Source organism: Paenibacillus sp. FSL K6-2393, assembly GCF_038002545.1.
Taxonomy (GTDB): domain Bacteria; phylum Bacillota; class Bacilli; order Paenibacillales; family Paenibacillaceae; genus Paenibacillus.
This window is the reverse complement of sequence record NZ_JBBOCU010000001.1, coordinates 581,554-606,798: the sequence shown is the minus strand read 5'-3', so window position 1 is coordinate 606,798 and position 25,245 is coordinate 581,554. Positions and strand designations below refer to the sequence as shown.

Genomic DNA, 25,245 nt, shown 5'->3' with positions numbered 1-25,245 from the left:
GAAACAAATGAACGTCAGATTTCAGCTCATCGTCTGTAAATCGACTTATAATATGGATTAATTATGCAAGTTGACGGATTCCAGACTCCAGATAGATCACATGTGATTGGGGAAGGATGGTGGTTGTGTGGGGGAGACAACGCTTCATATTCAAGTCAGAGACATGTTAAAACGTCCCGTGTTTCGCAAGGCGGAAGTTTTGGCCAGTGATCGTGCACTGGAGCGGTATGTTCGCTGGGTTCATATTATGGAGGTTCCTGAAGTAGGGGACTTGCTCAATGGCGGGGAATTGGTACTGACGACAGGCATTGGCTGGCAGGAAGGTGAACAGCAAGGTCTGTCTTTTCTGCGTCAGTTAATTGCACGCGGGGCTGCCGGACTCTGTATGGAACTGGGGGATCACACCAAGTCGCAGCTCGGTGCCATGAAGGAAATTGCAGTCGCAGCGGATTTCCCGTTGATCTGGTTCCACGAACAAGTCCGTTATATTGATATTACGCAAGATCTGCATTTCACCCTGATTCGCAGTCATCAGCGGATGATCGCTGAACTCGATAGTCTCACCACCTCATTTAACCAGCTTCTTCTGAATGGAGATGGCGTACAACCTCTGCTTCGATTATTGTCACGAACAACCGGATGTGCCGTGGCATTATATCCACTTGAAGGGGAAGCAAGTGCCGTTCCCTACTGCCCTCCAGAGGAGCTGGAGACTCGTCGGCAGGATTGGTTTTTGCAGCGGGAACATTTGGCGGGAGAGGATATTCCGAATTTAATGCGGCTGTCAGATAACATATTGCATGCGTTCAGCATGCCTGTTCGAGCGTTAGACTACACCTTTGCCGATCTTGTACTCATGCATCAGAAGCTGCCGGATCACGATTCAAGCATACCGATCAAACCCTCAGATGAATTCATCATTCAGGCACTGGAACGTTGCGCGGCCGCGATTGCCCAGGACTGGATGCGAACCAAATACATGGAAGAAAAACGCCGCTACAAGGAAGATATGTGGGTCATTGACTGGCTTAACGGACATCACTCCACGAAGGAAATCCATGTTTATGTATCTACCGTTAATCCCCTTCTTGCAACGAGCAAAGCCACCATAATCTTATTCGACAGCAACCCCGCGTACACAGACAGCCTCAAACTTCAGAAATTATTGATCCAACGCAACATCGTTGCCCGTTCCGTGTTCACTCGGGAGAACTTCACCCTCTACAGTACCGTTCTGAACCACCAGATCATTCTTATCATTCTCGACCCACTCCCTGGATCTCAGCGCAAAAGCAGTCTCTGGCGCTGCATCGAACAGCTGCAGCAGCACGAGCAGGAACAGACCCACTGCCTATTCTCAGGCCTGATCGGTATCGGTCATAGCTGCACGGACCTCTCCCGTCTCAAGGACAGCCTGGATTCTGCGAAGGAGACACTGCGAATCCAGAAGGACATCGGTGTGATGCAACAGCCCTTTTACAGTAATCTTCATTGTTACCGCATCATCGCCAGTATGAAGCAGAGTGGCAATCTGGATGATTTCATCGAAGAATATCTGGGGCCGCTCATCCGTTACGATGTAGAAAAAGGAGGTCAGCTGCTTCGCACGCTCAAGCAATATTTGGTCCTGTGCTGCTCCAAGCAAGAGACCGCCACCGCTCTATATATCGTCAGACAGACCCTGTATCACCGGTTGGACAAAATCGAAGTCCTTTTGGGAGAAGACTATATCCTCCCAGAGAAGCGGGTAGCGATCGAACTTGCACTCTATGCCTATGAATACGTACACGGCCCGATCGCATGAAAAGCTTCAGCATGGTCTACGCTCCCCGTTGTTCCTGAAGCTGGCGAATCAGGATGTGACTGAACCACTTCCGTCCAGACGCCGTGCCCACGTATTGCTCTTGTTTCTCTTCGGGAAGATCCGGGTGCCCCCATATGACGTGAGCACCCTCCAGATGTTCCCGTACCGCATAGATCCGATAACCCTGTGCAACCATTCGCTCTATGGCGATCCTCTCGGCCTCAAACACATCATGATCCGACATCAGCTTCTCCCTCCATTCACTGCCGTCACAGGCTGTTTCATCGGTATAGGTGCGCCTGCATCATACTTGTTGCGCTTCACATATTGGCCTGCCCCTGCTGTTCCCGCATACTGCCGATCTCGAATGACATACTCCCCGCGGCACAACACCGTCACCGGACAACCCTGTACCTGCATACCTTCAAATGCACTGTAATCCACATTCATATGATGCGTATCTGCCGAGATCACCCTGTTTACAGATGGGTCAAAAATAACGATATCGGCATCTGTCCCTACAGCCAGAGTCCCTTTCTGCGGAAATAATCCAAATAACTTGCTCGCTCTTGTCGAACATAGATCGACCCACTGATTGAGTGTAATCCGCCCCTTGACTACACCTTCCGAATACAGAATGCTGAGGCGATCTTCGATGACAGGCCCGCCGTTCGGAATTTTACTGAAATCATCCTTACCCAGATCCTTCTGCCCTTTGAAATTAAACGAACAATGATCGGAGCCGATCGTCTGCAACTGACCGCTTTTCAATGCATTCCACAACACTTCCTGATGAGCTGCCTCCCGCAGCGGTGGTGACCAAACATACTTTGCACCCTCAAAGTCTGGCTGATCCATGATCGACTGATCCAACGTCAAATACTGAGGACAGGTCTCCCCCCAGATTCGGTAACCCATTTCACGCATACGCGCAATCTGCTCCACAGCCTCCGCACAGGTCACATGCACCACATACAACTGTGAATCCGCAAGTGCAGCCAGACGTGCCGCCCGGCCTGTCGCTTCTCCCTCCAGCATGGATGGACGAGTCAACGCATGATGGATCGGCTCCGTTCGCCCTTCGGCGAGCGCCTGTCGAACCAGCAGGTCAATGACATCCCCGTTCTCGGCATGGACCATGACGAGTGCGCCGTATTCTTTCGCCTTTTGCAACGTCTGGAAGAGAATCCCGTCATCGGCTTGAAACTGATTTTTATACGCCATGAACACCTTAAAGGATGACACACCCTCTTCTTCAATGATCTGCGGTAACTCTTCCAGCACCTGATCGTTCATCTCCCCAATCATGAGATGGAAACCGTAGTCAATGGCGGCCTTACCCTCGGCTTTGGCATGCCACTCCTGGAGGGATTCGATTAACGGGCGGCCTTTTTGTGTCAGGCAGAAATCAATGATCGTCGTTGTACCACCAAAGGCTGCCGCTGTTGTTCCCGTCGCAAAATCATCCGCCGTTACCGTTCCACCAAATGGCATATCCAGATGCGTATGCGGGTCGATCCCGCCCGGAATGACGTAACAGCCCGTTGCATCCACAATTTCCGTTCGTTCGTCAGGCACCAGTCCGATGCCAATCTGTGTGATTTTACCCTTTTCGATCAAAATATCTGCTTCAAAGGTATCTGACGCTGTGACCAACACACCATTACGAATCAATTTGCGGGTACTCATGATATCGCCTCCTTGGTTGATTGATCTCTAACGGATTGCAAAATGGCAATCGCAGACTGACGTTCATTCCAGGTTACAGGTTCCTGCTCAGGTACAAGTTCAACCATGTCAATCGCCCCATCCACCGGGCAAACGATCGAACACAGATTACAGCCAACACAGTCCTCTTCCACCACTTCCAGATAGGAGCCGGACGGGTCGGTCAACATATCAATACACTGATGCGAGGTGTCCTCACAAGCAATATGGCATTTGTTGCAATTGATGCAGATATCACGGTTGATGCGGGCGACGACTTTGTAGTTCAGATCGAGATTGCCCCAATCGGAGTAACGCGGAACCGTCTGACCTACCAGTTCTGCAACGCTGCTCAGACCCTTTTCATCCAAATAATCGTTCAGCCCATCAATCATGTCCTCCACAATGCGGAATCCATGATGCATCGCTGCGGTACATACCTGAACCCCTGTAGCACCCATGAGCAGAAACTCTGCCGTATCACGCCAGTCGGATATGCCACCAATACCCGAGATCGGCACACCCACCTCCGGATTACGGGCGCACTCGGCAACCATGTTCAGTGCAATGGGCTTCACCGCTGGGCCACAATAACCGCCATGTGCTCCTTTGCCGCCCACATGGGGCACGGTATTCCACGAATCCAGATCCACACCTGCGAGAGAGTTAATGGTATTGATCAGGGAGATCGCATCCGCGCCACCTCGTACTGCTGCCCGGGCGGTTGCCGTAATATCCGTGATATTCGGCGTAAGCTTCACGATCACCGGTGTGGTTGCCACTTCCTTCACCCACATCGTCTGGAGTTCTACGAGGTCAGGTTGCTGACCAGAGGCGGCTCCCATACCACGTTCGGCCATGCCGTGCGGGCAACCAAAGTTCAGCTCCAGCCCGTCGACGCCGACGGCTTCCACCTTTTTCACAATCTCATGCCATTTCTCCCGCGTAGGTTCCACCATCAGTGAAGCGACAACCGCACGATCCGGGAATCGCTTCTTGGTCTCGGCAATCTCCCGCAGGTTCACTTCCAGCGGACGATCGGATATCAATTCAATATTGTTAAACCCCGCCACCCGCTGTCCACCAAAATGGACCGCCGCGAAACGCGAGGATGTATTGATAATTGGCTCACCCAGCGTCTTCCACACCGCACCACCCCAACCCGCTTCGAATGCACGCTGAACCTGATATCCCGTATTGGTCGGTGGTGCAGAAGCCAGCCAAAATGGATTGGGTGATCGAATACCTGCCAGATTAATGGATAAGTCAGCCATAACGATCCCTCCTTGGTGTTGTTTGAACTTACTATATAAGTTGAACTAAAGATTATTTACACTGACACTACGATGACAGAATAACCTTCCAATCGCTGTTATCCCCAGATTTTTTTGATTCCCTTTTCCGAAAGGGAAAATCCGGGGATAAAGGCGAGCTTATGCTTCCGATGCAGCTTTCCTTCAGAAAGCTTTTAACTCCGTTTCTTCAGGTTCTTTCTGTCCTCTCCGTTTCGTGTAAATGTTTAGTTCAATGTATATCGTTGTATTGGATATTTGGTCGTGCTCAGGATCTCTGCGTAGTAATAGGTTCTAGATAGCACGCAACTAAATTCTAACGAACTATACAGCTCTTATTGGACTCATTTGCGGGACTTTCAAAATCTAACGAATCGTAGAAAGCTTATATTGCTGTATCAGCTCATTTCGGCTTCATTTCAACGATTTTTATCAAAATAAGACGTGTGAGATTCCTTAGATTTTCCAATCCTCCATAATTGCCACTATAAGGTGTGTAAGGTTCGTTAGCGCGTCAGGAACACGAGAATTTGAAGCACATCCACACCTCTTGCTCAACTTTATTCCTTATCACTCTCGCGATCCCCTTGCGCTCTCACACCCGTACTCTCTCCTTACACCCTTTCATTGCACGCTTTCCGTGTAATCTCCACTTTTCTTTGTCTCCCTCACTGCTCACGCCGTCTCTTCCACCTGTCCAGGGAATGCCTTCATGACTGCGGCAGCAGCCAGCTTACCCTGCTGTGCGGCCGAGACAACCATCGCCTCACCCGGGCCCTGACCAAAAATAACATCGCCTGCCGCATAGATCTGAGGATGCGAGGTACGGTACGTATGCGGCTCAATCTCAACGACGCCCCAGTGGTGACGCAGCCCGAACTCTTCGATTAATGGTAATAAACGATGCTGCCCAATCGCCCGAATGACCGTATCACATTCAATCGTGAACTCCGATCCCTCCACAGGCACAGGCAACGCGCGCCCACCACCAAGCGGGGTAATCAGCTCCATTTTCACGCATTCCACAGCCTGAACCCGACCGTTCTCGTCTCCAATAATACGCTGCGGCATCGTAAACCAGCGGAACTCCACACCCTCCTGCTTGGCAAAAGTATATTCAAACGCATACGCCGTCATCTGGCTTTCCCCGCGTCGATATAACATCTGCACCCGCTCGGCACCAAGACGTACCGAACAGGTCGCTGCATCTACCGCCGTATTGCCCGCGCCAATAACGGCAACCTTCAGACCATTCAGCGCGGGCGGAACACCCTGCTTGGTAGACTCCACCAGTTCAATCGCATCATACACACCTTCCAGGGTTTCCCCTTCAATGCCTATCATAGGTACTGAACCCATGCCACAGGCCAGAATGACCGCTTCATGCTGCTCCAGTAACTGCGAAGCAGGGATATCCACACCAATGCGCACCCCATAACGGATCTGTACACCAAGCGCTTCTACCTGCTCCACTTCCCATAGCGCAACCGATTCGGGCAGACGGAAGGATACGATGCCGTACGTATTCAGCCCACCGCCTTTGGGTTTGGCTTCATAGATCGTCACCTCATACCCTGCACGCCCCAGTTCACGTGCAGCCGACAGTCCCGCAGGACCTGCTCCCACAACAGCAACATTTCTCCCATTGGCAGGTGCTGCCTGGAATAACGGCTCATTCTTCGCCCGTGCCCAGTCGGTGGCATAACGCTGCAAGTCACCAATCTGAATCGGCTTTGACGATTCGTTTAGCACACATGCGCCTTCACACAGCTCTTCCGTGGGACATACACGTGCGCAGCTGGCTCCAACCGGATTTGCATCCATGATGGTGCGGGCCGATCCTTTCAGGTGCCCTGTTGATATTTTGCTAATAAAAGAAGGAATATTAATGTCGGTTGGACAGGCCTTGATACAAGGTGCATCGTAACAGTACAGACAGCGGTTTGATTCCTCCATCGCTTCCTTACCTGTCATGGCGGGTTTCATCTCGGCAAAACGACTCTCCCACCCATAATCGGATAACGTTGTTCCTGAGCTGTTCATCAATGTCATGCACCTCCTGAAGTTTGATCCGGGCTAGTTTCCAGCTACTTTTACAAACTAACCAGATGTTCGTACGTTTCCGGCCTGCGATCGCGGTAGAACTGCCACACATTACGCACCTCACGAATCATCTCCGTATCCATCTCGCCAATGACGACCTCATCCTGATCCCGGCTGCCGATCGCTACCATCCTGCCTCGCGGATCCACCAGGTACGACTGTCCATAAAATTCACCCATATTCCATGGCGCTTCCACGCCAACCCGGTTGATGGCCGCTACATAATAGCCGTTAGCTACCGCGTGAGCGGGCTGTTCCAGTTTCCACAGATATTCCGATGTACCCGCAACCGTAGCTGAAGGATTGAAAACAATCTCTGCCCCCGCCAACCCGAGCAATCGTGCGCCTTCCGGAAAATGACGATCATAACAGATGTACACGCCGACTCTGGCGTAGGCCGTATCAAAAACCGGAAACCCGAGGTTACCTGGTTTGAAATAATACTTTTCCCAGAACCCATTTGTACCCTCACCTGCTTCCACATGCGGGATATGATGTTTGCGGTATTTGCCCAGATATGAACCATCTGCATCAATGACAGCTGCCGTATTGTAATACGAAGCAATGCCCTCCACCTCATACACCGGCAAAATAATCACCACCGCAAGTTCCTTCGCCAGTTCCTGAAAACGTCTGGTCGTTGGCCCTTCCGGCACCGGTTCAGCGGATGCATACCATTTTGGATTCTGCTCTGTGCAAAAGTACGGGCCATAGAATACTTCCTGCAATCCGATGATCTTGGCCCCTCGTGCAGCAGCTTCACGGACCAGCGTTATGTGCTTCTGAACCGCAGCTTCTTTGTGTACCTCAACGGGAGCCGAACCTTCAATCTCATGAGAAGCCTGGATTAATCCGATGCTAATTTTGCCCATAACGTCACAACGCCTCCTCAGGTAAAATGGTTGGTCCATTCTCTCCACTGCACATCCTCCGAATAGTGCGATACAATACTTCCGTACCCAATCCAATATCCTCCGGGGAGGAATATTCGCTGGGATGATGACTGATGCCGTCCTTGCTGCGGACAAAGATCATGCCATAATCACACACAAAAGAAAGGGCCAACGCATCATGGAACGGACCACTCATCAGTTCTGGCAAAGTAACCCCGATCTCTTCCGCGGCTGAACGAATCACCGACATGATTGGCTCTGCACAATACCGCGGCTCACTGTTCGTATCCTCTGTCAGCGAGTAGGTTAGACCATATCGGGAACTCACGTCATCCAAAATGTTCATCAATCGGGCTTCAAGCCGGTTCCTGCGCTCCATCTGCATATCTCGTAAATCAACCGTGAAACTGACTTCCTCCGGGATGATATTCCGCGAATCTGGAAACACCCTCAGACTACCCACCGTACCTACGGTTGGAGCTTCCGGGTCTTCTCTCACCATGTCGTCAAAAGCCGCAATGACTTTGGCGCTGCCTACCAAAGCATCATGTCGCATTGCCATTGGAACGGAGCCAGCATGACCCGCCATACCTTTCATCGTCACCGTAAGCCATAGCGGGCCCGAGATGCCCGTCACCAGACCCACAGGAGCATTGAGTGCTTCCAGTACAGGCCCCTGCTCAATGTGCAGCTCCAGATAACTGCCGATGGAACCTGGCGGATAGATCGCTTCTTCAAAATCCGAAGGAGAACAGCCGAAGGCTTCCAGTGCCTCCCGGCGGGTCACTCCGTTTTTATCCTGCCGATCCAGTTCGCCTTCTTCCAACTGACCGGTTATGCCACGTGAGCCGAACAGGCCTTTGTTAAAACGGGAACCCTCTTCATCGCAAAAAGCAATCACCTCAATCGGCATACGGGGCTGAATGCCATTTTCGATCAGGCATTGCACCGCTTCGAGTGCGCCGAGCACACCAATCGCTCCATCATATCGACCGCCATAGGGCTGAGAGTCGATATGGGAACCAATCATGAGGATCGGCTGCGCCTGATCCGCGCCTTCCAGACGACCAATCAGATTGCCGAAGGCATCAAGTCGTGTCGTCAGACCGGCCTTTTCCATCCAGAGACGAACCTGAATGATGCCGTCCATATCTTCCGGGGTCAGGGCAAGTCGGCAGACACCCGTCTCCGCGATTCGGCCAATGCGTGATAACTGCTCAATTCGTTCATTCAACCGAAGCTCATTAATGAGTTTGCCTGTTGTGGTCTGCATCCTCCCTCGCCTCCTTTCGCTTATTTATCGCGTAATGATATGAAAATCTCCAGCTCGCTTGCTAAACCGTAAACGTCTGTCGTACCTGTGTATTATCCATCTATGGCAACTAACCTGCGTCCAGACTACGTAGTGCAACGAGCAAGCTACCCGCGATCAGATCCAGCTCTTCCTCGGTGGTTACAAACGGTGGGGAGATCGTCAAAATGTTTGCAAACCCCGGCACGGTATCACCGTTCTTGCCAATCAGAATGCCATCCCTTTTACAACTGGCGAGCACCTTCATTACTTTATCCGCTTCCGCAGGAGAACCATCTGCTTCAATCAATTCCACCCCACAGGCGAATCCGAATGAACGGATATCCCCCACAATGGACAGCTCTAGCAAAGGTTCCAGCTTCTCACGAAGCAGATAACCCAGTTCCTCCGCGCGGCTGACCAAATTCTCTCGTTCCAGAATCTCCAGATTCGTCAGTGCCACCCGGCAGGAAACGGGATTCCCGCCAAAGGTATTCACATGGCGAAAATGGGCATCCGGTCCGGGTTCCCGGAACGTGTCATACAGATCGGCTCGCACGGCCGTTGCTGAGAGCGGCGAATAAGCACTGGTCATGCCTTTTGCCATCGTTACAATATCTGGCTGTACGCCATAGTTCTGATGACCAAACTTCTGCCCCGAGCGGCCAAAACCGCAGATTACCTCATCTACAATGAGCAGCACTCCATAGCGCTGACAGATCTCTTGCACGGTGCGCATATAATCCGGCGGGGGCACAATCATGCCGCCTCCTGTGATCACCGGCTCCATAATTACTGCGGCAACCGTCTCAGGACCTTCCCAACGAATCACCTCTTCATAGATGGTTGCACATTCGAGTCCGCATCCATCTTTGTTCCGTCCAAACGGACAGCGGTAACAATACGGTGGCGGAACATGAGAGAAACCTACGCCGAGCGGCTCGTACTTGATCTTGCGAGCGGCTTGCCCGGTCGCGCCCAGCGCGCCCATGGAGTTGCCGTGATAGGCACGGTGACGGGAGATGAATTTGTGCCGAGTAGGCTCACCATTCTGATGGTGATACTGACGGGCTATTTTGAAAGCCACCTCATTTGCATCTGAACCCGAGTTGGAGAAGAATATTCGATATTCCCCCTCCAGCCAGTCATTCAGCTTCTCCGCCAGCAAAATCGCCGGTTCGTGACTCTGCGTCATCGGGACATAAGCGAGTGCTTTCATTTGTTCGTAGGCACTTCTCGCAATCTCCTCCCGCCCATGCCCCACATTCACACACCAGAGTCCGGACATCGCATCCAGATAACGTGTACCATCCTGATCGGTGATCCAGCTGCCCTCCCCGCTTACTGCAATCATCGGATGATCGTTATGAGGCGAGATGTGATGCCACACGTATTTGCGATCCTTCTCCAGCCATTCTTCCTTCGTACCGCCAAGCGGCTGCGGCTGCTGATCTACAGAACTCATTCGTCATCCTCCTCAACGCTTATTTCACCGCTTCTTCATAGATGCTTTTCTCCAGCGCCTCATCCAGATTTGCGGCTTTTTTGATCAAACCATAATTCAGTGCAATATCCGCAGTTCGGGTAAATGACTCATCCACAAAACTACCGACTTGCTGCTCCGTAAATCCTTCCGGGCGAATCAGCTTTGCAATCTCTTCGAGCATCGTGACCTGATGTTCACGAGTGGTGCTGCCCTCCGTCACATTACTCATCACGATATCCACCGTCTCATCCTGTTGATCAATGGCGTAGTTCCAGCCTTTCAAAATGGCACGGGTCACTTTAACCGCAAGCTCACGGTTGCTGTCTACCCATTCCTTCTTGGCAATCAGCGTATCCTCCAGCATGCCAACACCGGCATCTTCAATGTTGAATACATCCAGATCGGATTCTTTTGTTCCACTTTCCAGCACCACGTGATATTCGTTGTAGATCGTTGCCGTCGCCACATCTACCTGATCATTGAAAAACTGATCCATCGTGAACCCCTGCTTCACCAGTTCAATGTCTTTCTTTGGATCCAGGCCATTCTTCTCCATGAACGCGAGCACCTGAAACTGCTGACTGCCGAACCAGGTACTGACCTTTTTTCCTTTCATCTGAGCGGGATCGGTAATACCTAGAGACTTCTTGGCAATCAAGCGATAACTGCTCTTCTGTGAGATCTGGGCGAGCGAGACGAGCGGCAGACCGTTATCCCGGCTGACCAACAGACTGTCTACTCCCGTGATCCCCACATCGGCCGCGCCATTGACCACCTGCTGCTCAATCACGATATCCGGCCCACCTGGAATAATCTCGGCATCAATGCCTTCATCTGCAAAAAAACCTTTTTCCTTCGCTGCGTAAATCCCGGCAAATTGCGCCTGAGGCACCCATTTCAGTTGGATTTTCACTTTGGTTAAAGGTTGATCTGCTTCGCCCGCTCCTCCTGAACTCGCAGCAACAGGCTCAGTAGCCGGCTCGGACTTCGTAGAACATGCGCCCAGCATCGTAACAACCAACAGGACCAATACCAGCAAACCCGGCTTCAACGTTTTGTACATGTACAGAACAACCCCCTGTTTATATACGATTTTTCAATCAGGTATTACGATCTATGAATCTATGGTTGTTACCCTGATGTACGTTAGTGATCTGTGCGTGCACGATTCCACGGAATGAGTCGTTTTTCTGCCAGGACAACCGCTTCATACAACACAATACCGAGCGCGGCGGCGATGACAATGCAGGACCAGGCCAAGGGCATGTTCGCCAGTCGAATCTGATCCGAGAGCAAGTATCCGAGCCCTTGTGAGGCTATGAAAAATTCACCCACAATGGCCCCGATAATACTGGTGGACATGTTGATCTTCAGTCCTGCAAAGAGGGAAGGCAGCGCGTGAGGCAGTCTTAGTTTCCAAAAAAACTGCATCCTGCTCGCAGCAAGGCCACTCAGCAGATCACTGTACTGCGGCTGAATGGAAGTCAGTCCTTTGAACAGGCTGACAGCCATTGCTGCCATCGTAATCACCGTGACAACAGCAATACGGGACCAGATCCCGTCTCCAAACCAATTGTTCATAATTGGGGCAAGAGCCACGATCGGAACAGCGTTCAGTGCAGACAGAACCGTAACCGCCGCCCTGCCGCTTGTTGGGAAGAACGATGCACCTGCCGCTGCCAGAGCGCCGAGCAGTGAGCCGAGCAAGAAACCTCCCAGCATTTCGGCTCCGCTGTACACCGCATAACGAAAGAGCATATTAGCATTTTCCTGTATCGATGCCGCAATCGCGGAAGGCACAGGCAGTTGGTAGCTTTCCAGCGAGAATATCCAATGAAACAGCCTGAGCTGCCAGAGAGCGAGAAACATCACACCTGCCCCCCAAGGAAGCATGCTCAGTACAATTGAGCGCCCGCGAACGCTGGTTCCCGATCTGGCCTTTTCGGCTTGTCCCTGTTGTCCATGAATTTCCGATCCAGGGGCAGATGTCACCTGTGAACCCGTGAGGGGCGTAGCTGCTCCAGTTACAGCAGCAATTGCCACACCTTCATCACGCTTCCGTTGCAAAACTCTACCTTCACTCATGTGGCATCACCTCCTTTGGCCCTGAACTCAGGCTGCCAGGGGGTTAGCCAACGTTCAGCCAGACTGATGACCAGATACGAGATCAGGCCAATGCCAATGCTAAGCATGATGGTGGCCCAGAACATGCCAACTTGGGCATGGCCGTAATATAACGAACTGACCATCAGGACGCCGAGTCCGTCGGGAGCGCCCATCAATTCCACAACGATGGAGGAAGTCACCGCGAGCGGAGCAGCTATTTTCATACCAGAAAATAGTCCCGGTAGTGCTGAGGGCAGCAGACATTTGATATATCGTGCGGTCAGTGAAGCTCCACAGGAACGCATAAGTTCCAGATGCTCTGGTGCTGCACTTTTCAATCCTTTTAACGTATGGATAATGATCGGGAAGAAGGTGACATACGCCGCCATAACAATTCGGGCCCACTCCGCGTTGTGGATGATGCCGTACACGATTGGTGCGAGACCAATAACCGGAACCATCTGTGAGGAGACAACATATGGCGATAACGTGCGCTCCAGCCAGATAGCCCCACTCATGAGTAGAGCCAGACCCAGACCAAGCAGCGTTCCCCCTGCAAAACCAATGGCTGCATTGCCAAAGGTGACAGCCCCCTGCTCTGCCAGCGTACCCGAGTAACGAAACAAGGCTACAAGGACATCATGCAGATAAGGAAGGCGAGACGCCGCCTGCTGGGGTGACAGGAACAGTTGGAGCATCCAGGCGATTCCTTCCCACAGCATCAATACGGATACAATCCAGATGACGATCCAAGATCGATATCCTGGTTTAAAGAACCTCAGGGACATGAGATTCATCACGCTCCTCGTAGAAGCAATTGCGAATGGTTGTGATCATGTGGTAGAAAGCTTCCGTTTCTCTCAGTTCACTATGGCGGTCAGAAGGCAGATTAACAGAATGAATGGAGTGCACTTGCCCCGGATGCGCCGAGAGTACGATGATCCGGTCGGACAGAAATACGGCTTCGGGGATGCTGTGTGTGACAAAGAGGAAGGTCTTGCCTGTTGAGCGCTTGATCTCAAGCAGCTCCAATTGAAGTTTTTCTTTGGTGAATTCGTCCAGGGCGGAAAAGGGTTCATCCATGAGCAGCAATGGCGGATCAAGCGCAAGGGCTCGTGCAATGGATACACGTTGCTGCATCCCTCCACTGAGTTGCCATGGATAATGGTCGGCGAAGCGAGTTAGTCCTACCATTTCAAGCAGTTCACTACTAATGCGGCGGCACTCCTTACGGCGGGTACCCAGCAGTTCCAAGGGCAATTCCACATTGTGACGAACGGTGCGCCAATCGAACAAGGCTGGTGTCTGGAAGACAATGCCGAACTGTCGCTGTAGCCGGGCCCGCTCAGGCTCCTGACCTGCAATGCGTACGTTGCCTGAGGTAGGTTGAAGTAGATCACCCACCAGCCGGAGCAAGGTCGACTTGCCGCAGCCGGAAGGGCCCAGCAGAGAGACAAACTCATTGGACTGGATCTGGAATGTAACATCCGACAAAGCAGTGACCTGTTGTGTACCTGTGCCAAAAACAACGGACACATGATCTACATCAATATGGCAGGCTTCGGGGACTGTAGCTGAGGGTGCGGAGGACATGGGCATTCTCCTTTGTGGAAGTTATTTTCATTACACACCAAGGCTGAATGGGAGGTTTATATACACGAACGTAACAGGTTTTGCTTGTTAGATAATACTATATCGCTTTGGGCGGGGATTACATTATACAGTGTGTTTTGAGTATGGGCCTGTTCATGTTACACAATGTAAAATGAGATGGATTCTCAGATACATCCATGTGAGTTTTCTTCGTAGATAGCTAACATTCAATTCACCTAACAACAAGCGCACAATCATTTGTATTTATTGATTAAATATTCGGAAAATATGACATATCCCCTCGTATTCTTGTTCGTTTTCTTGTATAAAGATTGAATAGACGTACAAGGGCTTCCACCTCAACGTGAGTCAACGATCCTGAATGATGAAGGCGGTATCACTGTTCCGGATCAATCACCACGCAGGTTGGATTCCTCTGTCACATATCACTTTGAAAATCACATATATAGGTCTATCCAAAGATCAGTAGAACGAAGCTTTCAAATCCAGAAATCGGGGTGGTCATGATGTTTGATTGGCTGGGATGGAGAAAAGGATTGCCGCTGTGGCGATCGTATCGGTTGAACGCACATATGAAAGAAGATGTGGAACAGATTTTTGAGGGGATTGCCGAAACGAGACGGCAGCTTATGATGGACTGGGCAGATGAACAATGGAATCACCTGGATCGTTTGCTTCAACAGATACAGTCGGTCCAATTACAGGATGTATTACAAGGTTCACAGCAACTAAGCAAACTAGATGCATGGTTTCAATCCAGTTATATTCGAGCCGTAGACAGTACGGAGCTATTCATGCTGAACGAACAGAATCAGGTGGTATTCTCTACATATAAGAAACATATTGGACAGATTTATGAAGATTACGAAGCTTTAATTGGACCAGGATTGAAATACTCCAGAGCAGATCGTCATGGCAAAAAATGCTTGTATGGTCCATATTCTGATCCACTGACGTTGGATATTGGTCCACGCTCGTCCAATTTTCACGATGATGTCACCTTGCTGTTTATCTCCCCAATCCTGCAGGAAGGTCGATATGTCGGTTCATTATGCAGCCGAGTACCCGGGGATGTACTCGGTGACCTGATCCAACGAGAATCAGGTCATATCTATCCCGATTCTGGTGACAATTATCTCTTTATGGCTGAGTCAATATTACGGCCCCATCTGCAACCCGGTACCGCCTTATCCCGAAGCCGCTTCGAAGACCGCACCTTTACGCATGGGGAAAACCTCAAAGATGGTGTCACCACCGAATGGGGTATCGTTTCCGTCAAGGAGCATACCGAACTGGAACTCATGTTCACTGATCCATCGACTGGAGAACTACACCCCGGAGTAGCAAACACCATTCAGAATGGTTCCAATCTGTTCGTAGCCTTTCCCGGCTACTCGGATTATCGCCATATTTCTGTGATCGGTAAAGGCATCACCTTCCAGCTGCCACACTGTCCTGATCGCTGGGGCATGATGTGTGAAGGGGATCTGGAGGAAGTGTATCGGATACGAAGCATCGGCTGGCGCCAGTTCAAGCAGCACAGTCTCTTCACGCTTTTGTCAGGCGTTGCAGGAGCCGCTCTTGTCTATGCCCTCACTGGTAGTGGTTGGAGTGCGGCAGCAATGGCCGCTTTTAATGTGTTATTCGGATTCTTCACTGCATTACAGCTGCATCGTAGCCAATATCGACGGGTTCATGAAGACTTACGCCGCATCAGCCGATTTATTCGAATTAACGCCGAAGGCAGGGGGGATCTGACCCAACGTCTAGACACGTCTGCTTTTGCCCAAGACGAATCGGGTGAACTGGCGAAGTGGATCAACAACATGATTGACTCTCTGGAAGGCATTATGCTGAAGGTACAACTTGCCACGGTAGACGTTATGGACAACCAGTATCAGATGCGAACTTCAACAGAGACAACCCAGGGTACGACTGAGCGTGTGAACCACAAGCTTGGTTCGATGATTCAGGCCATTCGCACCCAACTGGAAGATCTCGACCAGGCCAAGATTGCTGCTGATCACATGCGCATAACGCTGCAACAACTGGAGACCTCTGCTACCGAACAGATCAGCGTGGCTCAGCAGGAAGTGGAACGAATCGGCGACAAAATGACCCAAATCTCAGGAGCGGTGTCCGATACCAACCGTACCATCCTGTCCTTCATGGATACCATGAAAGAGATTTACCGTGCACTGGCTGTCATTGATGAAATTTCAGCTCAGACCAACCTGCTGGCTCTCAATGCTACCATTGAGGCTGCACGCGTGGGCGAACATGGTCAAGGCTTCTCGGTCGTAGCAGGGGAAATCCGCAAGCTGGCCGAATTATCCCGTTCTTCTACGGAAAATATCCATCAGATTCTGGACCGAATCTCAACGGCAGCAGGAGCTGCATCTCAATTAATCACAGAGGGTGATCAGGTACTGGCTGAAGGAACAACACTGGTTCAGGCCGCTTCGCAACTTCTGCAAAATGCTACGGCTGAAGAACCTGAGCGCACACAAGTCGTGGATCAAGTGGTCATGCTGATGGAGAATATTGCTGCAATCAGCCATCAAAATCGGGCGACTTCTGCTGAGGTAGAAGCTGAGATGATGGAGCTGATCCGTGATATGTTACAGGTTCAGCATTCTTCGCATAACGTGGAAGCCATCACGGTCTTTCTGCAACAACTCGTGGGACAATTCCACCTGAACCACCCCGCCAAAAATGCTGTCATCTGACGTTATCGTTGACGCGGATTGGAGAAATAGCTAAAATTTGATGCAACTGTTCCTTTTGAAATTGTCGTATCATTTATAATAGAAGATTTCCAATCTGAACCGATGAAAGGGTGGTCTGCATGGAACTGCTTCAGGATTCATTTGGCCGGATACATGACTACATCCGTATTTCTGTTACGGACCGCTGTAATTTACGCTGTGTGTATTGCATGCCTGCAGAGGGTATGGAGTTTGCTCCACATGATGAGATTATGAGCTACGAAGAGATCGCACAGGTGCTGAAGGTGCTTGCTCCGATGGGTATGCGTAAAGTTAGGCTCACTGGGGGCGAACCGCTGGTGCGCAAGGATCTGCACAAGCTCGTCGGCATGATCTCGGCGATCGACGGGATTGACGATATTGCACTCACAACCAACGCTCTTCTACTAGATAAACAAGCTCAGGCATTGAAAGACGCTGGATTGAACCGAATTAACATCAGTCTGGATTCACTGCGGGCTGATCGCTTCTCCATGATTACCCGGGGCGGAGATGTGAACAAGGTACTGAAAGGCATTAAAGCTGCAACAGCCGCTGGCCTTGCTCCGATCAAGCTAAATGTCGTGCTGATGAAGGGCATTAACGATGATGAGATCAAGGATTTTATTGCAATGACGATTAATCAACCTCTTCATGTGCGTTTTATTGAATATATGCCGATTGGACAGGCTTCGGATTCATGGCGCAAATCTTATTTGCCGCTGGAAGCCGTGACAGATGTATGTGCTGAAGCAGGCTGGACGGTAGAAAATACAACAGGCCCTGCGGGCAATGGCCCATCACGCAATATGAAAATTGTGGGCTCCGAAGGCACATTTGGATTGATTCATCCCGTGAGTGATCATTTCTGTGACAATTGTAACCGACTTCGGCTGACCGCTGACGGACATATCAAAGCCTGCCTCTACTGGTCGGATGAGTATAATGTTCGTCGCTTCGTGGATGATCCAGATGCCATGGCGGCACTTTTCCTCAAAGCGTTAGGTACGAAACCAAAGAACCATGAGATGGCTCTGGCTTTGGAACAAAAAATGCAATCTCATACGCCGACTGTACGGCGCATGTCCCAGATTGGCGGATAACAACAGTACGCATATAACACAACCGCGTATTACTGCGTACGTACGGTACATATTTGTACCGTCAGGATGACCTCTACACACAACTCATGAGGTAACGCTGATGAGGTGAACCCTTACGTAAATCAGCATGATCACGGGAAATGGAGCATTGCACAGATAAGTGGATAGCAAAGCAGACGAGAACTTGATTGTTCTCGCCTGCTTTTTCGTTATGTTTTCATAAATTCCTGAAAATCATCAATTCTCCTGTTTCATTTGTTAAAAATTTAATTAATATACCTTATTGCCCTTGTTAGGTCTTCAAGATTCCGATAATTCTGACGATGTATATACATACATCTAGATGATATGCACACATACACTATAGGAGCTGAACCTTATTGAACATTGTTGAAGCACTCGTTGCAGCGAGTCCGTATTTTAAAATTATGCTCAAAGAACACGATATCATGATTGCAGTAACTGACACGGAGAAGTTCTGGTATTATGTTCCCAGCAACGAGCTTGATCTGGGCATCAAGGCAGGAGACCCCGTTTCTCTCGATGACCCTACACTCCGCCGGGCACTTATACATGGGGAAACTTCAGCGAACCGAATTGATGCAAAATTCTATGGCACATCAATCAACTCGGCGGCCACCCCACTTCGGGATGAGCAAGGAAATATCGTGGGTACACTTGCCATTGGTTTCTCTCTTCAGAATGAGGAAAAACTGGAGTACTTCACTGAATTGATCGGCGGTATCAGCGGAAAATTAACAGATATGGTGCAGACGGTAGCTGCCCAGTCCGAGCAGTTGACGGCATCTTCCACGCAGATTTTGGATAATACCCGCATGGCTGTACAGAATTCAGGCGAAGTTAATAAGGTCGCCGCATTCATCCGTGAAATCTCAGAACAGACCAATCTACTGGGGCTGAATGCGGCCATCGAAGCAGCCCGAGCCGGCGAAGCAGGCGCCGGATTTAGCGTCGTTGCATCTGAAGTGCGTAAACTTTCTACAGGTACCAAAGAAGCTACGGTGAATATCGAACGTTCTTTGAAGGATGTTCAGCATTCCATTCAGCAGATGGAGCAAGAGATCACATCCATCTCACAGTCTAGCAACCAACAAGCGGTGCTGGTAACCGAGTTCAGCGAGGTCATTGATCAGTTGAACAGTGTAAGCCGTGATCTGAAAGTGTTTATTGAATCCATGTTACTGAAGGCAGAATAAATCCGATTACGATGACCTTAACTCAAATGAGCAACCATATATAAGAGACGCTACACCAAAGCGTTATCAAGCACTACATGTTCCAACTCAATAGATCACCAGACTATGCTGATCACCAATTTCAGCATCCACATTGAACTCTTCGTGCGATTAACGTCACGGGGAGTTTTTTATTTTAACAAGTTGTACCAGCCACATCGCAGTCCTTCTAGGAATAGATGAGCTTCCACAGCATCATACATGCCAGCCCAACCATGACCACAGCGGACAACCGATTAAACACCAGACTGATGCGTCCAGTTCGATCCGTTCTCCCAATCACCCTGCCTGCACCTGCAAGTCCCAAGAACCATATCCAAGATACTACCGCGGCTGTCAGGGCAAAATAGACGCGCTCCACCCCGTCATACTGAAGTGAACTGGTGCCAATCACAGCAACCGTGTCCAGCAGAGCATGCGGATTGAGTAAAGACACCGATGCGGCAAACGCAATCTGTCGCCCCGCTGACATTACCGTCCCCGAACCTTCCACAGATTCGGATGACCTCCAGATACTCCATGCCATATACAGCAAAAACAAGCTTCCTGCGCCATACAACACATTCGCCAGCAAAGGCCATTGCAGCAAAATGAGCGACACCCCTCCGACGGCTGCCCCGATCAACAACGTATCACTGACCCCTGCCGTTATTACAGCAGGCAGGGCATGTATATAACGCCTCTGGCTCATGCCCTGGTTAAAAATAAATACATTCTGCACACCCAGTGGCAAGATCAGGCCAAACGCCAGAACCACTGCATGAATAACAACCTCCATCGTTCTTCCCCCTTATCTCTGTCCTCCATATTAGGGCAGATGATAACTGACGTAACCAACCACTTGGATGGCATCAGACCCAACCAAATGATATAGTGTTTGTTACAAAGAAAAACGGAGGTGATTCTGCCGGTTATGGAACGCTCTGATTCCCGGCTAAACATGGGTTGGAAGCCAAATCCTTCTCTCGACTTGCCCTTATATCGCCAGATTGAAGCCTATATCCGGCAGAAAATCACAACGGGCGAATGGTCCGCAGGATACCGTCTCCCATCACAGCGAATATGGGCTGAGTCCATGGGAGTAAACCGCAGTACATTGGTCACTGCCCTTGATAATCTGGCCGCCGCGGGTCTGCTTGAAGGCAGACATGGCGGGGGAACTTATATTTCCGGCTCCGGTTGGCATGGCATGGCTCACGGAGCGATGCCCAACTGGAATGAAGCCATCGAGGAGGGTTGGTATTATCCCAACCTGCCCGAGATCCAGCAGATTAATCAGGCTGAATTCAGGCCTGGCATCATACGTCTTGGTACAGGGGAGCTTGCCCCGGAGCTGATGCCTCAGGATGCTTTTAACGACATTCTGTATGCCCTGTCCCATCGTTCTCGTACACTGAACTACCTGGAACCTCAAGGAAGCCTGGAGCTTCGTGAGGCTTTATCCGTCCATTTGCAGACTACCGGCATTCAGGCCTCTCCAGATTCCATACTGATTGTATCCGGTTCTCTTCAGGCGCTGCACTTGATTTCGGTCGGACTGCTCCCTCGCGGATCAGCGGTTCTGCTGGAAAAACCGTCGTATCTCTATTCCATTCACGCCTTTCAGTCAGCAGGGTTGAAAATGAGTGGTATCCCGATGGATAACGAAGGCCTACACATTGCACGCCTGGAGGATGCTGCGCAGCATGTCAAAGATCAAGATCATATCTCGCTTCTCTACACGATCCCGAGCTTTCACAATCCCACCAGCTCTGTCATGAGTGATCACCGCCGGGAAGAACTCATGACCACCGCTCGAACACTAGGCATCTCCATACTGGAGGATGCCGCCTACGGTGATCTATGGCTGGATACACCTCCTCCGTCATCACTGAAGGCGCGTGATCAGGAAGGACGGGTGCTGTATATGGGTACCCTGTCAAAGGCAGTCAGTCCCGGTCTGCGCCTCGGATGGCTAGTTGGGCCAGAGCCGGTCATTCGCCGTCTCGCAGATATCAAGATGCAGACCGATTATGGCACCAGTTCACTCGCCCAAGAAGCTGCTGCCCTGTGGTTCGCCGAAGGACATCATGCAGGACATATGGAACGCCTTCGCCCTGAGTTACGCAAACGAAGAGACTTCATGCTGGATCTGTTGCAACAGCACTTTCATGGCATAGCGGAGTGGGAAATACCCGCTGGGGGCTTTTATATCTGGTTGCAATTCACTGTATCCCCTCTCTCCATCCGCCAATTGTTCCATACCTGTCTGGAGCAAAATGTACTTATCCACCCGGGCTATCTGTATGACCGGTTAGACGCGAGTCACATTCGGCTCTCATACGCGTATGCTTCACCTGATGAGATGGAACGTGGAATACAATGCCTCGCAGAGGCCGTCCACAGACTTATAGACTCTAGCTCCTGACTTCGACGAATACTGTTTCCTGATTTCACCACAAAAAAACAGCCTTGACCTGGAAGGACCATGTCCTTCAGATCAAGGCTATTCGCGTAAGTTTCGTAAGTTTGTCCGAATACCAGTACGGGCAAATACCAGCTGCGCTGCGGGATACCTTTGAATGTTTTACCCTTTGACCGCACCCTCCGCAATCCCCTCCATGATAAACTTCTGGAAGAACGCATAGATCAGAATAACCGGAATCGCAGTCAGTACCAGGGAGGACAGAATCAACGGCCATTCCTTGTTATATTCACCAAACAGCATGTTCGTGGACAGAATCAGCGTATAACGATTCACATCGGTCAACATGAGCAGTGGCAGCAAGAAGTCATTCCAGATCCACAGGAAGTCCAGAATTGCGATGGTGACTGTGATCGGAAGCAGCAGCGGGAAGATAATCTGGAAGAACGTCTGGAACTCATTACATCCGTCAATCTGAGCCGACTCCTCCAATTCACGCGGAATGGACTTCACAAACCCGTGATAGAGGAAGATTGCCATGTTCACACCAAGCCCGATATAGATCAGGGCCAATCCGTAGGTGCTTCCTTGCACCCCCATGCCTTTGGCTACCCGTGTCAGCGGAATCATGATTGAGTGGAACGGTACCAGCATGGATGCAACAAACAGGAAGAAGATCAGGTTGCTCAAGCGGCCGGAGGTACGTGACAACTTGTATCCCGCAAGTGAGGCACAGAAGACAATTCCCCCGATCCCCAGAAAGGATACAATCGCCGAGTTCATCGAACTGCCCAACAGATTGATTTTGTTAAACGCGTCCGAATAATTCTCCCAGTGAAGCGTTGTCGGCAGCGCGATAAAAGATTCGAACATCTCACCCTGTGTTTTGAAAGAGTTCACCACCGCCATATAGATCGGCAGCATGGCGACGAGAGAACCCAGAATCAGCAGCAGTCGAATCAGATAACTGTTCAGTCGTTGCATCCTCATGCTTCCACCTCTTTCTTCTTCATGACGGTGATCTGGATGAGTGTAAAGATGAGCACGATGATGAACAGCACAACCGATTTGGCACTCGCATAGCCGTATCTGAAGTTATTGGAGAACGCTTCTTCATAGATGTTCATCGTGATAACCTGCGTGGCCCGACCCGGTCCACCACCAGTCAGTCCATACACCACTTCAAACACTTTGAATGCTCCGTTCAATGTCAGGAAGAAACAGATGGTCACGGCATGAGTAATCATCGGCAACACCACATTGCGCAGTACCTGGAATGCGTTGGCCCCATCAATAACAGCCGCTTCCTTGAGACTTTTTGGCACCCCCTGGAGAGCGGCCAGATAGATGATCATCATATACCCTACACCGTTCCAGAGCGATACGATCAGAATGGAGTAAAATGAAAACTTCGGATCACCCAGCCACTGCTGGTCGAGGAACGAAAAAGCCAGTTTCTCTGCGAGTTGTGGTAACACCTGAGAGAAGATGAATGTCCACATGAAAGCACTGATGATTGTACTGATCATGTTAGGCATGAAGAACAGCGTCCGGAAAAGCCCTTTGCTGCGCGTCCGTGACTCTATCAACACGGCGAGTAACAAGGCAATTCCATTTTGCAGAATCAGCATAAATATTACATATTTCATCGTGAACCACAGGGAGTTCAGAAAGTCGGGATCTTCTTTGAACAATTCCACAAAGTTGCCCAGACCGATAAAGCTGTAATCCCGATTGAGTCCGTTCCAATCCGTCAGACTATAGAACATGCCACTAAACGTGGGATACAGCAGGAAAATCGCATAGATGACAAAGGCAGGCGCAGTGAACGCGAGCAGTGACAGATACTTCTTGAACACATTCGTAGCCATTGGTTCTCCCCCTTTTCACTCGAAGCGGATGATTGTAAACGAGGGAACAAAGAACGTTCTGCCTGCCATATCATCTGCTTGGAGACTGCGACGAAATAAAGTACCGCTAATTTGTTGACAAAACTCCCAAAACCGTTGAGATTTTGCCAACAAAAGCAGGTACTAAATTTCTCGCAACTCCTTACTTGTTGACCTTGTTGTAGGATTTCCACGCCTTGTCGAGCGCATCGATAACCTGCTGTTGATTTAGTTGTCCAGAGTAGTAGCCTTGCAACGCTTTGCCTGACTCGTCTTTCACCGCTTGAGGAAGGGATGGGTCCTCATAAGCTTTACCTTCACTCACATATTTCTGGGCATCGTCTACCCACGGGAAGCTCTTGAAGTCATGGATCTTGGCAATCGGATTGAATTTGAGCGCTTCGAAGAATGCGCTTGAATCCTTGTCATCGAGAATATAGTTCACGAAATCGAGTGCCACTTCTTTGTTTTTGCTAGATGACGATACTGCCAGTGAAGTGGAGGTGCTCAGATTGATTTTGGTATCATCCGGATTGTCATTGATCGGCATTGGTGCTACACCAAAGTTAAAGTCCGGGTTGGACTTCAGAATCGTTTCGGCAAACCATGGTCCCTGAATCCACATCGCGGCGCTTCCTGATGCGAAGGCTGCTGAACCATCATCTCCACCCACTTCCAGCGCTTTGTCTGTTCCATTGGCATTGACGAGATCGAAGATATCGAACAATGCTTTCATATCGGAAAAGGAGCCCTGATCCTGATTCATCTTCTCCACGAAGTCTTTGTGCTCAGACTGAGTTAATGCACCCACGGTAAGTGGCAGGAATAATTGCGGAATCCAGGCTTCTTTGTAGGACAGTTCAAACGGTGTAATGTTGGCTGCTTTGAGTTTCTCCACGACCGCTTTCATTTCCGTTAACGTCGTTGGCACTTCCAGTCCTTGCTCTTTGAAAATATCTTTATTGTACAGATAGCCCCATGATACTGTTTCCAATGGAACAGCTACGATTTTGCCCTCCGCATCCGTTATGGAAGGTTTAACCGAATCCAGCAGCTTATCGACAAAAGGTTGGCCCGACAGGTCTTCCAGATAACCAGCTTTGCTGAACGGTGGAATCTCATTGACCGCATGCAAGGCGAACACATCCGGTGCATCATTGGAGGCGAGTCGTGTCTTCAGAATCTGAGGCGCATTGTCCGCAGGCGGCATCTCCAGTTGCACGTTCACCTCAATGTTTTTCTCTGCTTTCTCCTTGGCTTTGAACTGTTCTATATATTTATCGTAATGTTCTTTCAGCCGAGGTTGTGCAACGAATACTTTGAGTGATACCGTGCTGCCTGACGCCGACTCCTCCTGCCCATTGTCCGTTCCTGCATTGGAACCGCAACCTGCGAGCAGAACACTGACCAGTACCGCACTTGCTACGTTTTTCCATACTTTCATCTCTTATGACCTCCCGGTGTGTAACTGGTTTGTCTTTCATAGGCTCATTATATATCAGAGAATGAAAGCGCTTCATTGGACAAAATTAGACTTGTGTATTGGATTA

At 50.2% G+C, this 25,245-nt stretch carries 20 protein-coding genes; 5 read left to right on the top strand and 15 right to left on the bottom strand.

Annotated elements, in window-relative coordinates:
• Window positions 1-163: 163 nt before the first annotated feature.
• The gene (locus MHI14_RS02600) at window positions 164-1,804 is read left to right on the top strand and encodes a PucR family transcriptional regulator (RefSeq protein WP_341129830.1); all 1,641 of its coding nucleotides are present in this window, start codon (window positions 164-166) and stop codon (window positions 1,802-1,804) included.
• Window positions 1,805-1,820: 16 nt separating this feature from the next.
• Here the strand turns inward: MHI14_RS02600 and MHI14_RS02595 are convergent, their stop codons facing one another.
• The 11 genes from MHI14_RS02595 to MHI14_RS02545 form a co-directional block, all read right to left on the bottom strand.
• Window positions 1,821-2,048: a hypothetical protein gene (locus MHI14_RS02595; protein WP_062836929.1), complete on the bottom strand. Its 228-nt coding sequence runs from the start codon at window positions 2,046-2,048 to the stop codon at window positions 1,821-1,823.
• Window positions 2,048-3,493, bottom strand: coding sequence for a dihydropyrimidinase (gene hydA / locus MHI14_RS02590; protein ID WP_133386117.1), 1,446 nt, complete (start codon window positions 3,491-3,493; stop codon window positions 2,048-2,050). The genes MHI14_RS02595 and hydA overlap by 1 nt, the downstream gene beginning before the upstream one ends.
• Entirely contained in the window at window positions 3,490-4,785 is a 1,296-nt protein-coding gene (gene preA, locus MHI14_RS02585; protein WP_341129829.1) for an NAD-dependent dihydropyrimidine dehydrogenase subunit PreA, read from the bottom strand. The genes hydA and preA overlap by 4 nt, the downstream gene beginning before the upstream one ends.
• 693 nt (window positions 4,786-5,478) lie before the next feature.
• Window positions 5,479-6,846: an NAD(P)-dependent oxidoreductase gene (locus MHI14_RS02580; RefSeq protein ID WP_341131667.1), complete on the bottom strand. Its 1,368-nt coding sequence runs from the start codon at window positions 6,844-6,846 to the stop codon at window positions 5,479-5,481.
• 50 nt (window positions 6,847-6,896) lie between these two features.
• Window positions 6,897-7,778, bottom strand: a complete 882-nt coding sequence (locus tag MHI14_RS02575) for a nitrilase-related carbon-nitrogen hydrolase (RefSeq protein ID WP_289390531.1) — start codon at window positions 7,776-7,778, stop codon at window positions 6,897-6,899.
• A gap of 4 nt (window positions 7,779-7,782) precedes the next feature.
• Window positions 7,783-9,072 carry a M20 family metallo-hydrolase gene (locus MHI14_RS02570; RefSeq protein WP_341129828.1) on the bottom strand — a complete coding sequence of 430 codons (1,290 nt, stop codon included), beginning with the start codon at window positions 9,070-9,072 and terminating at the stop codon, window positions 7,783-7,785.
• A 109-nt stretch (window positions 9,073-9,181) separates the two neighbouring features.
• Window positions 9,182-10,555: an aspartate aminotransferase family protein gene (locus MHI14_RS02565; RefSeq protein WP_341129827.1), complete on the bottom strand. Its 1,374-nt coding sequence runs from the start codon at window positions 10,553-10,555 to the stop codon at window positions 9,182-9,184.
• A 19-nt stretch (window positions 10,556-10,574) separates the two neighbouring features.
• Window positions 10,575-11,639: an ABC transporter substrate-binding protein gene (locus MHI14_RS02560; protein ID WP_433582208.1), complete on the bottom strand. Its 1,065-nt coding sequence runs from the start codon at window positions 11,637-11,639 to the stop codon at window positions 10,575-10,577.
• A gap of 83 nt (window positions 11,640-11,722) precedes the next feature.
• Window positions 11,723-12,661: an ABC transporter permease gene (locus MHI14_RS02555; protein WP_249912692.1), complete on the bottom strand. Its 939-nt coding sequence runs from the start codon at window positions 12,659-12,661 to the stop codon at window positions 11,723-11,725.
• The gene (locus MHI14_RS02550) at window positions 12,658-13,470 is read right to left on the bottom strand and encodes an ABC transporter permease (RefSeq protein ID WP_091036204.1); all 813 of its coding nucleotides are present in this window, start codon (window positions 13,468-13,470) and stop codon (window positions 12,658-12,660) included. The genes MHI14_RS02555 and MHI14_RS02550 overlap by 4 nt, the downstream gene beginning before the upstream one ends.
• Complete coding sequence (locus MHI14_RS02545) at window positions 13,451-14,275, bottom strand: ABC transporter ATP-binding protein (protein WP_341129826.1); 825 nt, start codon at window positions 14,273-14,275, stop codon at window positions 13,451-13,453. Before MHI14_RS02545 ends, MHI14_RS02550 begins: the two co-directional genes overlap by 20 nt.
• Window positions 14,276-14,799: 524 nt before the next feature.
• Between MHI14_RS02545 and MHI14_RS02540 the strand changes: the two genes are divergently transcribed.
• The 3 genes from MHI14_RS02540 (at window position 14,800) to MHI14_RS02530 (ending at window position 19,363) form a co-directional block, all read left to right on the top strand.
• Window positions 14,800-17,025, top strand: coding sequence for a methyl-accepting chemotaxis protein (locus MHI14_RS02540; RefSeq protein WP_341129825.1), 2,226 nt, complete (start codon window positions 14,800-14,802; stop codon window positions 17,023-17,025).
• 119 nt (window positions 17,026-17,144) lie between these two features.
• Window positions 17,145-18,146: a GTP 3',8-cyclase MoaA gene (gene moaA, locus MHI14_RS02535; protein WP_341129824.1), complete on the top strand. Its 1,002-nt coding sequence runs from the start codon at window positions 17,145-17,147 to the stop codon at window positions 18,144-18,146.
• Between the two features lie 380 nt (window positions 18,147-18,526).
• Window positions 18,527-19,363, top strand: coding sequence for a methyl-accepting chemotaxis protein (locus MHI14_RS02530; RefSeq protein WP_036612668.1), 837 nt, complete (start codon window positions 18,527-18,529; stop codon window positions 19,361-19,363).
• Between the two features lie 208 nt (window positions 19,364-19,571).
• On the opposite strand, the gene MHI14_RS02525 is transcribed toward MHI14_RS02530, so the two are convergent.
• Window positions 19,572-20,180 (bottom strand): LysE/ArgO family amino acid transporter, encoded by a 609-nt coding sequence (locus MHI14_RS02525; protein WP_341129823.1) that lies wholly within the window; start codon window positions 20,178-20,180, stop codon window positions 19,572-19,574.
• A gap of 135 nt (window positions 20,181-20,315) precedes the next feature.
• Here MHI14_RS02525 and MHI14_RS02520 point away from each other — a divergent pair, with 135 nt between their 5' ends.
• Window positions 20,316-21,809, top strand: coding sequence for an aminotransferase-like domain-containing protein (locus MHI14_RS02520; RefSeq protein WP_341129822.1), 1,494 nt, complete (start codon window positions 20,316-20,318; stop codon window positions 21,807-21,809).
• 159 nt (window positions 21,810-21,968) lie between these two features.
• On the opposite strand, the gene MHI14_RS02515 is transcribed toward MHI14_RS02520, so the two are convergent.
• From MHI14_RS02515 to MHI14_RS02505, 3 genes are all read right to left on the bottom strand, one after another.
• A complete protein-coding gene (locus tag MHI14_RS02515) occupies window positions 21,969-22,796 on the bottom strand; it encodes a carbohydrate ABC transporter permease (protein WP_133386124.1) in 828 nt (275 codons plus the stop codon).
• Window positions 22,793-23,677: a carbohydrate ABC transporter permease gene (locus MHI14_RS02510; RefSeq protein WP_017691891.1), complete on the bottom strand. Its 885-nt coding sequence runs from the start codon at window positions 23,675-23,677 to the stop codon at window positions 22,793-22,795. The genes MHI14_RS02515 and MHI14_RS02510 overlap by 4 nt, the downstream gene beginning before the upstream one ends.
• A gap of 181 nt (window positions 23,678-23,858) precedes the next feature.
• On the bottom strand, window positions 23,859-25,139 hold the full coding sequence (locus MHI14_RS02505) for an ABC transporter substrate-binding protein (RefSeq protein WP_339311118.1): 1,281 nt from the start codon (window positions 25,137-25,139) through the stop codon (window positions 23,859-23,861).
• Window positions 25,140-25,245 lie beyond the last annotated feature (106 nt).

What these genes read in the sequence shown, in the direction of transcription:
- MHI14_RS02600 (WP_341129830.1), top strand. Translation starts at nt 164, where the DNA reads ATGTTAAAACGTCCCGTGTTTCGCAAGGCGGAAGTTTTGGCCAGTGAT.
- MHI14_RS02595 (WP_062836929.1), bottom strand. Translation starts at nt 2,048, where the DNA reads ATGTCGGATCATGATGTGTTTGAGGCCGAGAGGATCGCCATAGAGCGA.
- hydA (WP_133386117.1), bottom strand. Translation starts at nt 3,493, where the DNA reads ATGAGTACCCGCAAATTGATTCGTAATGGTGTGTTGGTCACAGCGTCA.
- preA (WP_341129829.1), bottom strand. Translation starts at nt 4,785, where the DNA reads ATGGCTGACTTATCCATTAATCTGGCAGGTATTCGATCACCCAATCCA.
- MHI14_RS02580 (WP_341131667.1), bottom strand. Translation starts at nt 6,846, where the DNA reads ATGAACAGCTCAGGAACAACGTTATCCGATTATGGGTGGGAGAGTCGT.
- MHI14_RS02575 (WP_289390531.1), bottom strand. Translation starts at nt 7,778, where the DNA reads ATGGGCAAAATTAGCATCGGATTAATCCAGGCTTCTCATGAGATTGAA.
- MHI14_RS02570 (WP_341129828.1), bottom strand. Translation starts at nt 9,072, where the DNA reads ATGCAGACCACAACAGGCAAACTCATTAATGAGCTTCGGTTGAATGAA.
- MHI14_RS02565 (WP_341129827.1), bottom strand. Translation starts at nt 10,555, where the DNA reads ATGAGTTCTGTAGATCAGCAGCCGCAGCCGCTTGGCGGTACGAAGGAA.
- MHI14_RS02560 (WP_433582208.1), bottom strand. Translation starts at nt 11,639, where the DNA reads ATGTACAAAACGTTGAAGCCGGGTTTGCTGGTATTGGTCCTGTTGGTT.
- MHI14_RS02555 (WP_249912692.1), bottom strand. Translation starts at nt 12,661, where the DNA reads ATGAGTGAAGGTAGAGTTTTGCAACGGAAGCGTGATGAAGGTGTGGCA.
- MHI14_RS02550 (WP_091036204.1), bottom strand. Translation starts at nt 13,470, where the DNA reads ATGTCCCTGAGGTTCTTTAAACCAGGATATCGATCTTGGATCGTCATC.
- MHI14_RS02545 (WP_341129826.1), bottom strand. Translation starts at nt 14,275, where the DNA reads ATGTCCTCCGCACCCTCAGCTACAGTCCCCGAAGCCTGCCATATTGAT.
- MHI14_RS02540 (WP_341129825.1), top strand. Translation starts at nt 14,800, where the DNA reads ATGATGTTTGATTGGCTGGGATGGAGAAAAGGATTGCCGCTGTGGCGA.
- moaA (WP_341129824.1), top strand. Translation starts at nt 17,145, where the DNA reads ATGGAACTGCTTCAGGATTCATTTGGCCGGATACATGACTACATCCGT.
- MHI14_RS02525 (WP_341129823.1), bottom strand. Translation starts at nt 20,180, where the DNA reads ATGGAGGTTGTTATTCATGCAGTGGTTCTGGCGTTTGGCCTGATCTTG.
- MHI14_RS02520 (WP_341129822.1), top strand. Translation starts at nt 20,316, where the DNA reads ATGGAACGCTCTGATTCCCGGCTAAACATGGGTTGGAAGCCAAATCCT.
- MHI14_RS02515 (WP_133386124.1), bottom strand. Translation starts at nt 22,796, where the DNA reads ATGAGGATGCAACGACTGAACAGTTATCTGATTCGACTGCTGCTGATT.
- MHI14_RS02510 (WP_017691891.1), bottom strand. Translation starts at nt 23,677, where the DNA reads ATGGCTACGAATGTGTTCAAGAAGTATCTGTCACTGCTCGCGTTCACT.
- MHI14_RS02505 (WP_339311118.1), bottom strand. Translation starts at nt 25,139, where the DNA reads ATGAAAGTATGGAAAAACGTAGCAAGTGCGGTACTGGTCAGTGTTCTG.